Origin of the sequence: Mesorhizobium sp. M0045 (assembly GCF_040323385.1) — a bacterium.
GTDB lineage: Bacteria > Pseudomonadota > Alphaproteobacteria > Rhizobiales > Rhizobiaceae > Mesorhizobium.
The window spans coordinates 136,651-148,268 of sequence record NZ_JAMYUY010000013.1 but is presented as its reverse complement, the minus strand read 5'-3'; the positions used below and the strand labels follow the sequence as shown (position 1 = coordinate 148,268).

General features: G+C 60.6%; 12 protein-coding genes. 5 read left to right on the top strand and 7 right to left on the bottom strand.

What is annotated here, in order from left to right; translation table 11 throughout:
• Positions 1-50: 50 nt before the first annotated feature.
• The 4 genes from NKJ72_RS20855 to NKJ72_RS20835 form a co-directional block, all read right to left on the bottom strand.
• Positions 51-881: an alpha/beta fold hydrolase gene (locus NKJ72_RS20855; protein ID WP_352479179.1), complete on the bottom strand. Its 831-nt coding sequence runs from the start codon at positions 879-881 to the stop codon at positions 51-53.
• Positions 882-1,259: 378 nt separating this feature from the next.
• Entirely contained in the window at positions 1,260-2,141 is an 882-nt protein-coding gene (locus NKJ72_RS20845) for an NAD(P)/FAD-dependent oxidoreductase (protein ID WP_352479177.1), read from the bottom strand.
• The gene (locus tag NKJ72_RS20840; protein ID WP_352479176.1) at positions 2,084-2,500 is read right to left on the bottom strand and encodes an NAD(P)-binding domain-containing protein; all 417 of its coding nucleotides are present in this window, start codon (positions 2,498-2,500) and stop codon (positions 2,084-2,086) included. Before NKJ72_RS20840 ends, NKJ72_RS20845 begins: the two co-directional genes overlap by 58 nt.
• A gap of 86 nt (positions 2,501-2,586) precedes the next feature.
• Complete coding sequence (locus NKJ72_RS20835; protein ID WP_352479175.1) at positions 2,587-3,186, bottom strand: OsmC family protein; 600 nt, start codon at positions 3,184-3,186, stop codon at positions 2,587-2,589.
• Positions 3,187-4,044: 858 nt separating this feature from the next.
• Between NKJ72_RS20835 and NKJ72_RS20830 the strand changes: the two genes are divergently transcribed.
• Both NKJ72_RS20830 and NKJ72_RS20825 read left to right on the top strand, forming a co-directional pair.
• Positions 4,045-4,380 carry a helix-turn-helix domain-containing protein gene (locus NKJ72_RS20830; RefSeq protein ID WP_352479174.1) on the top strand — a complete coding sequence of 112 codons (336 nt, stop codon included), beginning with the start codon at positions 4,045-4,047 and terminating at the stop codon, positions 4,378-4,380.
• On the top strand, positions 4,373-5,620 hold the full coding sequence (locus tag NKJ72_RS20825; RefSeq protein WP_352479173.1) for a type II toxin-antitoxin system HipA family toxin: 1,248 nt from the start codon (positions 4,373-4,375) through the stop codon (positions 5,618-5,620). Before NKJ72_RS20830 ends, NKJ72_RS20825 begins: the two co-directional genes overlap by 8 nt.
• Here NKJ72_RS20825 and NKJ72_RS20820 read toward each other — a convergent pair.
• The 3 genes from NKJ72_RS20820 to NKJ72_RS20810 form a co-directional block, all read right to left on the bottom strand.
• Complete coding sequence (locus NKJ72_RS20820; RefSeq protein ID WP_352479202.1) at positions 5,617-6,234, bottom strand: LysR family substrate-binding domain-containing protein; 618 nt, start codon at positions 6,232-6,234, stop codon at positions 5,617-5,619. The genes NKJ72_RS20825 and NKJ72_RS20820 overlap by 4 nt on opposite strands.
• Positions 6,221-6,517: a helix-turn-helix domain-containing protein gene (locus NKJ72_RS20815; RefSeq protein WP_352479172.1), complete on the bottom strand. Its 297-nt coding sequence runs from the start codon at positions 6,515-6,517 to the stop codon at positions 6,221-6,223. Before NKJ72_RS20815 ends, NKJ72_RS20820 begins: the two co-directional genes overlap by 14 nt.
• Before the next feature lie 223 nt (positions 6,518-6,740).
• On the bottom strand, positions 6,741-7,736 hold the full coding sequence (locus NKJ72_RS20810; protein ID WP_352479171.1) for a class I SAM-dependent methyltransferase: 996 nt from the start codon (positions 7,734-7,736) through the stop codon (positions 6,741-6,743).
• 439 nt (positions 7,737-8,175) lie between these two features.
• Between NKJ72_RS20810 and NKJ72_RS20805 the strand changes: the two genes are divergently transcribed.
• From NKJ72_RS20805 to NKJ72_RS20795, 3 genes are all read left to right on the top strand, one after another.
• A complete protein-coding gene (locus NKJ72_RS20805; RefSeq protein ID WP_352479170.1) occupies positions 8,176-8,901 on the top strand; it encodes a helix-turn-helix domain-containing protein in 726 nt (241 codons plus the stop codon).
• A 162-nt stretch (positions 8,902-9,063) separates the two neighbouring features.
• Complete coding sequence (locus tag NKJ72_RS20800; protein ID WP_352479169.1) at positions 9,064-10,206, top strand: MFS transporter; 1,143 nt, start codon at positions 9,064-9,066, stop codon at positions 10,204-10,206.
• Entirely contained in the window at positions 10,196-11,608 is a 1,413-nt protein-coding gene (locus tag NKJ72_RS20795; RefSeq protein WP_352479168.1) for a hypothetical protein, read from the top strand. Before NKJ72_RS20800 ends, NKJ72_RS20795 begins: the two co-directional genes overlap by 11 nt.
• Positions 11,609-11,618: the final 10 nt, after the last annotated feature.

The following is an 11,618-nucleotide window of genomic DNA, read 5'->3' as shown; positions in this document are numbered from 1 at the left end:
AAGGATCTGCTTCGAAGGTTTGCGCTGCCCTTAGGGCAAGCAAGTCGCGGTCACGCGGCTCGCGATCGTGCGGTGTCGTGCAACAATATCCCACGGACCAAACGATCCGCCACCAGATTTGCGTGGGTCAGCGGCCCCATATGTCCGGCGCCAGGAACAATCGCCCCGATCGCAGTCGGAACACGGGAAACGAGTTCCCGGGCGATGAGCTGCGTTGGAACTGGCGCAAATTCGCCACGCAATACCAGGACCGGAAAGCCAAACCGGGCATATTCGCTTGCTGGCGTCGATTCATGGATCAATGCCTGGAAGTCCAGGCTGGCCTTCGGCAGAAACCGCACAAGCGCCACCTGCAGTTCCGGCTTCATCGCAGCGAATGCGCCGTCCCCACCCCAGTAGTCGATAAAACGAGCTGTCGCGGTCTGGTAACGGCCGTTGATCAGGCCGTCTTGAACGGCGCCTGCGATCCCCAAGATCTCACCCAATGCCTCGTGCCCCTCCGATTCCAGCTCGCGCAGCAGGTGAAAGGCAGAGGGCTCATAAAGCGAGAGGCTGGCTATTCGATGTGGACGCTTCGCAGCTATATGCAGCGCCAATCCACCGCCATAGGAATGGCCAACAAGATGCACAAGTCCCTCATGGCGATCGATCATTTCTATGATGGCAGCGGCTTCGTCAGCCAAACGGAAAGCGGCGGAACCAGTCCAGGTTCCGCCGCCCGGCGCGCCGATCAGATCGGGTGCGCTGAACCGGAACGTGTCGTCGAGCCGCTCCAACAATGCGCGCCATTGTCGTCCGCTGCCGCCCGAACAGTGCAGGGCGATTACAAGCGGTGCGTTGCACGCCTCATGCAAGACATTGAACGTCGATGCGGCGGTCACCGAGCCCCGCCCTCCTCCTCCTTCGAAGGACGCATCCGACGGCTGGTATCACGCCTGCCAAACGAGGTGATCGAGTTGATTTCTAAGCGGGTGACGCCGACGTCGCGCAAGATGTAGTCTGGCAACTCGTAAAGCTGCCGACGATCCCCGTGGATGCGAATGAAACGCCAGACTGCGGCCAACATTGTTCCGCCGGCCCCGCGCAAACCTCGCGTTGTGGTGAGGGACCCGGATGGATTTACCATTGCACTCATTGTTTTCTCCATTGGTTGCGGGCCGCTGACTGCGGCGCCAGTGGGGACCTTTGTCGGGGTCGGCCGTGTGCCTCATCGTTGAAGGCAGCGTGGATTTTTGCCGCGCCAGCGTTGTATTGGGCGGTCAGGCCGCGGCTCGGTGCGGAGCAGCGAGAAACATTGCCAGGTGCGCCGTCAGCGCCTCGGCATCGCGGCCGACACCGTCAAGGAAGCTGGAGCTTCGATGACGCATGAAATTGAGGCCGAGCACGTAAAGTCCCGGGTACGGACAGACGCCGCCATCGTTCAGGATTTCGCCCTGGGCGTCGAAAACATCCAGCTTCAGCCATGGGTATTCCCGGCGATAGCCGGTGGCCCACATGATGGTCCCGATACCCTGGTCGATGAGGTCGATTTCGGTCGCCTCGGCGCTCAGAATCAGGTTCGGAATGGGAAGCGGATCGATTGGGCAGCGGCCCTCGCTCGCGGCCGCGCGGTCTATCTTGGCCAGCACCCGCCTCAGCCTGCGTTCCGCCGCCGTGGTCGTGTCAGCGAGATCGCCGTCGAACCGAATGCGTGTATCGCCAGCGGCAGCCGCTCGACCGACAAGACGAACGCCTTGCCCCTCGAGACCGGCAAGGTCGAGCGTCCTGCGTTCGGGTGTGCCTATCAGCTGTAACGAGGGCTGCCGTCTTGCTGCATCAAGATCCCGAACTTCAGCGACGGGCTTGGCAAGCATTCCCAGCCGGTCGAGCCACCACATGATGTCGCGCCCGCGGTAAAGCCTCGGTAGGCGTGTATGACTGCCGACCGACAGGGTCACCGGGCGCCCGGAGCGATTGATCTCTTCCGCAAGTTGTATGCCGGTCGCCGAGGCCCCGGCCACGAGAACGCCCCCCTGAGGCAGTTGCTGAGGATTGCGATAGGCCCGCGGCACGATCTGCCTGATACGGGGGGAGATCTGCCTCGCTATTGACGGAATGCGTGGCCTATCGCTGTATCCGGTCGCGACCACGATCGCACGCACACTCCATGGCCGCGATTGGTCAGCAGCCGGAAGCCTCTGTCGATCCTTTCGGTCGAGAGCACCTCCACACCGCCCTCTATCGGTGAAGTTGTCGAGCGCGCGTAATTCTCCAGGAATGCGACGGTCTCGGCCGTTGTCATGAAGCCATCGGGGTCGGCACCGCGATAGCTGCCGCCGGGCAGGCGCGTCATCCAGTTGGGCGTGAGCAGGCGAAGGGAATCCCACCTTTCACTGCGCCAGCGCTCAGCGATCCGGCCGCGCTCCAGCACGACATGGTCGATGCCGCTTTCGCTCAGACAATGGCTCATGGCGAGACCCGCCTGTCCGGCGCCGATGACGGCCACGTCTGTGCGCTGCATGGAATCTGCACCTTATATAGCGGGGTACCAGATCGCCGGCGCCATCCTTTCCTGGACGAAGCCGGCGATGTTGCTTCGATCAGAGATCAGCCTTTCACGGCAACCGAGATCGGCACGCCGTTGGTCAGTACGTCGAACACCGCGGAACGGGCACGCGACTGCATTACGATCTCCTCGAGCTTCTCGGCAGGAGCATCGCCCTTGATTTTGAAGGAGACACGGATGCCCTGATAGCCGTTGCGGACTTCATTCGAGATGCCGAGGATGCCGCGAAGGTCGATGTCGCCTTCCACTGTCGCTTCCACCTGATGAAGCGTCACCCCACGCACGGCCGCAATGTTCGCAATACCGGCTGTAAGGCATGAAGCAAGCGCGTGGAGAAGATATTCGACCGGCGTCGGGCCGTTGTCGGCGCCGCACAGGACCGCTGGATGGTCGCTATCAGCCTGGTAGGCCATCGCGTGGGACTGCTCGGCGCCGGCTCCGAAGAAGTTGGTCATCGTGCTGCTGCTGTGGGTGCCCGCAATCCACCGACTTTTGGCACGGAACTGGAACTTGGCAAGCTCCGGCTGGCCCGCGACGGCGTTTATGGTGGCCAGAAGGGTGGGCGTGTCAACGCCGTTCCTCGGCTCCCGCGGCGCCTTCTTCATGGAAGCCTTTTCCATGACCATTGTATCGTCCTGCATGTCATTCACTCCTGAGTTCGGATGTTGCGCGACCGGGATCGCCCCGGACGGCTAAACCTCGGCCGTCAGCGTTTGATGTGCAGTGGGAACGACAGTGGGAAATCGAGAGGTTTTTTGCACAGCCAGTCGTGAACAGCGCCAGATCCGCAATCCAGCGAAACGACGGGCCTTCAAACGCTTGTTTCCCCGCAAAGCTGCGATCACCCGCAAGCGCCGAGAAGGCGTGCCAACCGAAACCGCAGGAGATCAGACCATGTCTCGTTCATTTGGGATAGAGGCCTGCCCGTCCTCAACTGACTGGGCAGTCATCGTTCGCACCAACCAAGGCTGAGGTGCTTGCCCACATTGCGAAGATCCACACGTATGCGGGCCACCTTAAATCGCCCCGATCCCGGGAAGAGAATACGAGACCTGTCGCGGCGGGAGTGCAGATCGGTCTCCTGTCGACGACAGCAAATGCGCGGCGGTCGTCGCGCGGCCTCAATCCGGAGATCGCGACGGTGGCGAAAGCATCCTCGGCCGGCTGGCGACGGGCATTGCGCTGATCGTCGACAGGGGCTCCGCTTGCCATCTTTGGCGTCACGACGACGAGTCCGGCTTTGATCCACCGCAAATGTCTTTCCAATGGATGATGAGCGCGCCGATGCCCCGCGGATATCTCTCGTCAGTTGCTGCCCGACGCGATCACACGAACACCGCCCTGTATTTGGGCAGAACGCAATTCAAGCGAGCGCACAATCACGGCGCACGTGCTGGAATTGCTCCCGCCGCGCACTGGTAAGTTGTTTTTGAACCTGATTGGAAAATTGTAGTCTTCGTGCTACATATTGACGTAATTTGTAGCGCGAAGGTATCAAAATGCCCACTTCCCACAACCCGCCAGCCGCCGTCAGACGCGCCCTGCGCAAGCTGGGAGCGGATATCCATGACGCGCGGCGGCGGCGGCGGCTTCCAATGGCGGTGGTGGCCGAGCGGGCCTTCACCTCGCGCTCGACATTGCAACGGGTCGAAGCTGGCGACACGAATGTCAGCATCGGCATATATGCCGGCGTTCTTCAGGCGCTCGGCCTGCTCGATGGCCTGAGCCAGATCGCTGATATCGCCAACGACACCGTCGGTCAGACGCTGGCGAGCGCCGATCTACCAAAGCACACGCACCTCAGGCGGCCGGCCAGGACGTCTCGCGATGGCTGACTTTGAGGTCCATATCGATCTTGGCGGCCACACCCGCCCTGTCGGCCTGGCGAGAAGCAATCGGGTCCGCGGTGCGGAAACGATCCTCTTCGAGTATGACGCTGCATGGCTCGACGACCCGGACCGGTTTTCCCTGGAGCCGGCTCTGGCTCTCACCCGAGGCGCCTTTGCTCCGCCTGCCGGGCTGGCTACGTTTGGCTCAATCGGCGACTCGGCGCCTGATACCTGGGGGCGACGCCTCATGCAGCGCGCCGAGCGGCGTCTCGCTGAACGTGAGAAACGTGCCGTTCGCTCTCTCACCGAGAGCGATTATCTTCTCGGCGTGGCGGATCAGACACGACTTGGCGCGCTCCGCTTCCGGTTGGTCGGCACCGAGCTATACCTGGCGCCGATCCGTGACGGGGTCCCTGCCCTCATCGAACTCGGCCGGCTGCTGCAAATCACCGAGCGAATTCTACGCGATGAGGAGAACGACGAAGATCTGCAAATGATCTTCGCACCAGGTTCTTCCCTAGGCGGAGCGCGGCCGAAGGCCTCGGTTATTGACCAACATGGCCACCTCGCGATCGCCAAGTTTCCAAAAGAGACGGACGACTACAGCATTGAGACCTGGGAGGAGATCGCGTTACGCCTGGCTGGCCAGGCAGGCATCGCCACGCCACGACACGAACTGATCGAAGTTGCCGGCAAGCCTGTGATGCTCTCGACGCGTTTCGACCGTAAAGCCGCGATCCGCGTTCCATTCCTGTCCGCCATGGCGATGATGGGTGCCCGGGACGGCGAGCGCGGCAGCTACCCTGAGATGGTCGATGTGCTCACCCAACATGGCGCGCAAGGAAAGACCGACGCGCATGCCCTCTATCGCCGTGTCGCCTTCAACGTGCTGATTTCCAACGTCGACGACCACCTGCGCAATCACGGCTTCCTTTGGCTGGGAAAGGCAGGATGGTCGCTATCGCCTGCCTACGATCTCAATCCGGTCCCGACGGATCTCAAGCCGCGGGTTCTGACGACCAACATCGATCTCGATGAAGGGACGTGTTCGCTTGATCTTCTGGAGACCGCCGCCGGGTTCTTCGCGCTGACGCTCCCGCAGGCGCGAACGATCATCAAGGAGGTCGCCGTGGTGACGTCGACCTGGCGCGATGTTGCCAAGGCCGTGGGGGCGCGACCGGCGGAGATCAACCGGATGGCGAGCGCTTTCGAGCATGACGATCTCAAAAGGGCTCTGGCGCTCTAGGCGCGCGGCGCGCGTCCCGGCCTTCGACTTGCTGCAGCCATGTTCCTGGCGAGCCCGACCAGGCGCAGGACAGCCCGCTTTGGATTCGATTCGAGCCAAACGCCCCTGATCGGGCTGACGCTGTTTTTCCCGCCAAGTGGTTTCCACAGGGCGGAATCGATGGAAGCGGTCCTGGCATAGCTCGCCTCGGCCAAAGTGACGCCTTGCCCCAGCTGCACCTGAAAGATGACGGTAGCCTGGTTGGCGCGGCATGTTTGAACGGCCGGGCCACCGTCGGCCGTGATGCGTTCGAGCAAGCGCAGATCCAACGGCGGCCCGTCCAACCCGACCGGAACGAGCAGGCACATATCGGCAAGGTCAGCCCAGGTGAGGAAGGGCTTCTCGGCAAGACCATGAGACGACGGCAGGAGCACGAAGAGACGTTCTTGCCAAAACACTTCGCTGCTGCAGAATCCAGCCGAGCCAATATCGTGCGTGAATACGATGTCGAAGTGCCTGCGGCGAATGGCTGCCAGACATTGCCCGGATGGGACATCTTCAATGGTCAGGCTGACGTCCGGGTACTTGTCTGCGAAACGATCGATGAGGCGCTTAAGGAACTTACCTCCTTTCACCCAGCACAATCCAATCCGGAGCGTCTTGGCATCGTTGTTTATCGCGGACCCGCTCAGCGAAGGCTTCCAGCAGCCCCTCGTAGTGAGCGCGCACAATTTCGATCCAGGTTCGGCCGGTCTCGGTCAAACGAACGCCGCGCACATTGCGTTCGAAGAGCTGCATTTCCAGAAGCTGTTCGAGCTTGACGACGTTGCGACTGACCGAGGATTCCTGGACCCTCAGGACTCTCGCCGCCTGACGCAGGCTGCCATGATCCATCGCCGCAAAGGCGTATGTCAGCAACTGGATGGCGTTCCCGTTCCGCGTCATGGCGCTTGAACTTCGTGGATATTTTCGCGGATGAGGCCTGCCTCACTACGAGGCGATCGGATCTGTTCACCGCAACAGGTCGCGCTCTGCAGATCAACAGCCTCGTCCGGCAGCGCAGCAACTCGAGCGCAGGGCGAAGCGACAGGCACCGGTGATTGCATCGAAGCCTTGCGGCAATGGGCATCGCGTTGCGTCGTCAGAGCGGGACCTCTTTCATCACGATCGTCGAAGCCGGGAATATGCCGGCCTCATAGGCGTATTCGTGCGGAATGGCGGGGCCTGGCATCTGTGACACGTACAGATCGAGATTTTCCTTGCTGTTGCTCGCTGCGAGACTACAGAAATTGCCGCTGTTCCACGTCATGACGCAATGCTTGAACTGCGCGCGTACGGCGCGAGCCATCTCCTCCAAAGTGGCCTCATTATTGAACATGGTCCCCAACACGGCGGTCTTCTTTCTGTCAATCTCCTCCTGGGGGAAGTACCGCGCTTTGAAACCGTAGTCCTTCTGGTACTCGCGACGTTGGTAGTCGCCTTCATCGACGGCCCGGAATTTCTCGACGAACACGAGGATGCCACCCTTCTTGAGGTGCTGGGTCACGAACTCGACCTGCTTCAGTCTGTTGGGCGAGTACATCTGAAAGGTCGTGTCCTCCAGGATAAGGTCGAAGCCTTGCGTGAACTTTGCCAGCCGCTGGTCGGATCCGAGAACGTCCTTGGTCAACCGGTGGAACGGCCCGATGAAGAACTCGGCATGGGGCGGTTCACCATAGGCCATGAAGGATTTGTAGTTCTCGGGATTCGGGCTGCACGACAGCGAGACAATCTGCCCGCCGGAGAATTCGGACAGCGTCCTGGCCATCGTTCCTTCCGCCGTTCCAAGGCTGTATAGCGACAGCGGCGCGCCACGGGACCGGGCATATTTCAGCACCGCGTAGGCCATCCGGCACTCCTCTTCCAATCTGTAAGGAATGCTGCCGTGATAGTGCTGGTCAAAGAAGCCTTGCCGATTGGCGTGCAAATCTACCAGATCGCGCAGGAGTTCATCGCCAGGGAGAAGCCGGGCGTCGGCCACCGGCTTGCGGACGGGCATCCCGCTTTTGCCCGCGGCCGTTGAAGCAAAAAAGCCAGCAAGCTCATTGATCCGCGGACCTTGATCGCATTCGGCCAGGAAATCGTCGAGACCGCGCATTGGAATATGCCTCCCGCACCATTGCTTTGGTGAGATGCCAAGAGCTCGATGCGGAAACGCCACTAGTTTAAGAGAGGCCTAATGTTTCAAGCTTGTTCGAATCTTGGCGAGGCACTGGTAGGCTGGGAAAATACGGGCGGCTTTCATGCGATTGCCGTTTTTTTACTAAAGTGACATCTTCGACCAATCCTGAGTTAGTTGTGATTTGTCCAGCAACCCATGGTTATGCACAACACGAGAGGGGCGGGCTGCTTTTGGTACGAAGGTTGCTCTCTGCGTGGATACTCTTTGCCTCGACCCAAAAAAGTTACGCCGCTCACAGTATCAAACGTTTGCACACCAACATGAGAGTTGGGGAAACGTGCGGGCGGACTTGATCAAGAGGACTGGTCTAGGGCGCCAGGAAACGGGCATCTCCTTCCCGGGTCATATGTTTCTGATGAACCTGAAGGGAGTGGCGAGCCGCGGGGAAGACTTCATCGACGGGCGTCGTATCTCCTTTTCGCCCCGGCGCGCCGGTTCAATCATCCACATGCCTGCAGGCAGTGATTGGACGGGGTGGGACGAGGGAGATCCGACAGCCGCCTACTTGCTGGTATCCATTGAGAAGGGGTTCGCTGACGAAGCGTTGGGGGGCATGGCGTGCCATCGTTCTGGCGATCTGCCCCCTTCGATCGGATTTCGCGACACCACCGTCGAGATGGCCTTGCAGCGGATCGTCATCGAACTTAAGCAGCCCGACCGGATCAGCGTGACAATGGTTGAGAGCCAGGCCATGCAACTGCTCGTTCAAATGGTCAGGCTGAACGGCAGCCATCATGAGCCGGCAAAAGGCGGCTTGTCGTCCTTCGATCTCAGACGTGCCATCGCGATGATCGAATCCTCGCCGGACGAAATACCGTCTCTGGCTGCCCTGGCAAAAGAGGTCGGAGTGAGCCGGTTCCATTTCAGCAGGGCCTTCAAGCAGTCGACGGGCATGACGCCGCATGCGTTCATCGCACAGCGTCGTCTGGACCGTTCAGCCGATATGCTGCGATCGACCAACATGTCCGCGACAGAGATCGCGCTGGAATGCGGGTTCGGCAGCTCAAGCCATTTCACGATCGCTTTCAAGCGGGCCTTCGGCCTCAGTCCGACCGATTTTCGTCGCCGGTGCAGGATTTAAACCAACACCGCCGCTCTTTTGAGCAACTATCTGAAAACCCGAGCATGATTGTTAAGCGGGATTCCCCGAAAAGACTATGACGAGCGGCCATTGGATGGACCGCCCGTGTCAGATGCAATTCGAATTGCCAGCGATAAAAGACCGGGCACCCAGAGACGGGTAATGCTTGGGTTTCTGGCCAGCACCTTCTCGGCTGCTGTCGGACGCAACGGCTATTACATCGCTTCCGCCTGGGCACTCGTCGAAGCCGGCCGGGGCAGCGCAGGCGTTGCGATACTGCTGGCGATCGTCAGTGTTGCGGAATTCGTCACGAGCCCTCTGGCGGGCCTGGCTTCGGATCGCTTCGACCGACGACAGCTGAACATTGCGGCGGACCTTGGCCGCTTTGCCATCGTGCTCGGCACAGCTTGCGCGCTTTCCTACCTGAACGTGTTTGTAACCCTTTGCCTGTCGGCCGTCGCCTTTGCATTTTGCGACCGGATCGCGCTGACTGCTTCGCAGGCCATGATCCCGCTCCTGGCGCGTGGCACCGATCTTGTGAACACAAATTCCGCCGTCTTTTTCATCATGCAGTTCGGCAGTCTCGGAGCCGCATTGCTTGCCGGACCCTTGCTGGACGGGCATCCCCCTGCCCCGGCTTTCGCCGTACTTGCCTTGTTCTTCCTGGTTTCGGCGGGTTCGCTCTCCACCGTGCCGCCAAGCTCGGCGCCGCAGCGCGCCACGGCGACCAGAGGTCTGGCGCCAAACGTCGATAACGACCTGTGTCGTCTCTTTGCCGCCTACGCGCTTCTGTATGGAGGCGCGGTGCTCGTCACGGCAATGGCATCGAGCTTCGTGTTCGAAGAGCAGAGGGGGACTGCGGCGGATTTTGGTCACCTAGAGGCGGCATGGTCGGCAGGTTCCCTGATCGGCGCAGTTCTTCTCATCAGGCTGACACGAGGGATAAGTGCTCCTATACTTCATCTCATGCTTTTGGGCTCAACCGCGCTCGCGCTGATGTCGTTGATAGCTCTGCGCGCGCCGTGGTCACTTATTTGCTTCACCATGCTCGGGTGTCTCTACAATCTGGGCCGCGTGAGCATTGAGGTCACATTGCAGTCGTCTGTCCCCAATAGTGTGTTGGGCAGGGCAAAAGGCGCCATGCACGGTCTCGCCGTCGCGCTTGGCTTGCTGATGTTCTGCATCATTACCGGTTTGGGCGGCAATGTCTCTCCTTCGACGATTTTCTTCAGTTTCGGAGTGGCGCTCCTTATCAGCATTCCCGCATTGAGCCTCGGCATCGCGCAGCGAAAGAGTGAATCGTGAGGTGGACGAGCTAGCAGCAGACGCAGACGCCAAGCAGGCCGTGCTCGGTGCGTTCGCCGCGCTCTACCCGTGGATGCGATCCCATTATTCCCGCCCGGTCCGGGACTATGCGTCTCGCGTGTTCAAGGCGCCAGCTCGGAAGTCTGAACCGGAAGTTCGCAGCCGCTCGCTTGCCAAACTGCTGGGCACGATCAGGAACGCTGGAGAGCGGAACGGACTGTCGATCGAAGCCGTCGCACAAATCTGCGGGGAGTTCGAAAAACGCCGCGTGTTGCAGACCGGTCCACATTTGTTTCTGCTCCTGGAGCCGGAAGCCTATTACACACATGTCTTCAGCCTGCTGGGCCTCTCGGCGCAGGCTTGCTCGACCTACGTTTCCTATGCCGTCTCAACGGTAAGCCTCGTTGAGAGGCCGCGCAAAGGGCCAGGCTGGTTCAACGTTGACGGAGTGCCGACGAACGTCTTCGGTCTCAGCCGAAGCCGGATGATTGGATACAGCCTTCTGACCGGGCCGGGATCCTACCGGTTTGAGCTGATGCCGACGGAGCCGAACGCCGAGGGAGACGCCCTTACTCAGCTTCGCGGCCTTCTGCCACGGACGCCGTTCGAGCGGCCGGCGCATGCCATCAAGGCAGCCAACCTGATGCTCTGGCCGAAACTGTTTGGAAGCAGCTTTGCCTTCCTGCAGCTCGACGACGAGGATGTTGCCGATTTGGTGGCGGACCATCTTTCAGACGCAGGCTCCTGGCTACGGACAAGGCTGCTGGAACACCCCAAATTCGCATCCAACATCCTTGCTGGTCTCGATGGGCTGGCCGCCGGTCCATGGAGCGGCTGGCTAGCACGCGGTACCGATTTTTTCTGGTTCTACGAAAACGGCAAACGCCTGCCGCTGCGGTTGGTTGGCGGAGACCTCGTCCAGCCCGCGACCGGAATGAAGGTGGCCCGCTTCACGGTGCCCGACATTGTCGAACGGCTGGCAGACCGCAGCCTCATCCCCAATCTTTTGCTGATGTTTCTCGTTCTGTCGATCCTGCCTGGCGTGCGAGCGCTGGGAGGCAGTTATCAGCCGCTTTACTACCCCTTGATGCGCTACGTCATCTGCATGGCGCTTGAGGACGCAGGCGTGGATGAGGATCTTCGGCGGGCTCTGGCAGCCGACGACGTACCGGGAGCCTGGGGTCATCGAGTCATCGAGTGCGATGATGACCCCTTCAAGCAGTTCCTGGATGGCGAAACCGCCGTGACAAGCGGCCTCCTCGACCGCTTCGGCGATACTCCCTTTGCTGAGGCATGTGGAAGCATGACCAGCTTCGTGACGGACCCGTCGTGGCAGGAACTTTACAGGCGGCTACGGCAAGGGCTGGTGGCGCCTACCGATGCGGAATGGGCCTTTGCCTGAATTGGCTCTT

Coding starts and splice junctions, on each gene's coding strand:
- NKJ72_RS20840 (WP_352479176.1), bottom strand. CDS start 2,500: ATGCAGCGCACAGACGTGGCCGTCATCGGCGCCGGACAGGCGGGTCTC.
- NKJ72_RS20835 (WP_352479175.1), bottom strand. CDS start 3,186: ATGCAGGACGATACAATGGTCATGGAAAAGGCTTCCATGAAGAAGGCG.
- NKJ72_RS20830 (WP_352479174.1), top strand. CDS start 4,045: ATGCCCACTTCCCACAACCCGCCAGCCGCCGTCAGACGCGCCCTGCGC.
- NKJ72_RS20825 (WP_352479173.1), top strand. CDS start 4,373: ATGGCTGACTTTGAGGTCCATATCGATCTTGGCGGCCACACCCGCCCT.
- NKJ72_RS20810 (WP_352479171.1), bottom strand. CDS start 7,736: ATGCGCGGTCTCGACGATTTCCTGGCCGAATGCGATCAAGGTCCGCGG.
- NKJ72_RS20805 (WP_352479170.1), top strand. CDS start 8,176: ATGAACCTGAAGGGAGTGGCGAGCCGCGGGGAAGACTTCATCGACGGG.
- NKJ72_RS20800 (WP_352479169.1), top strand. CDS start 9,064: ATGCTTGGGTTTCTGGCCAGCACCTTCTCGGCTGCTGTCGGACGCAAC.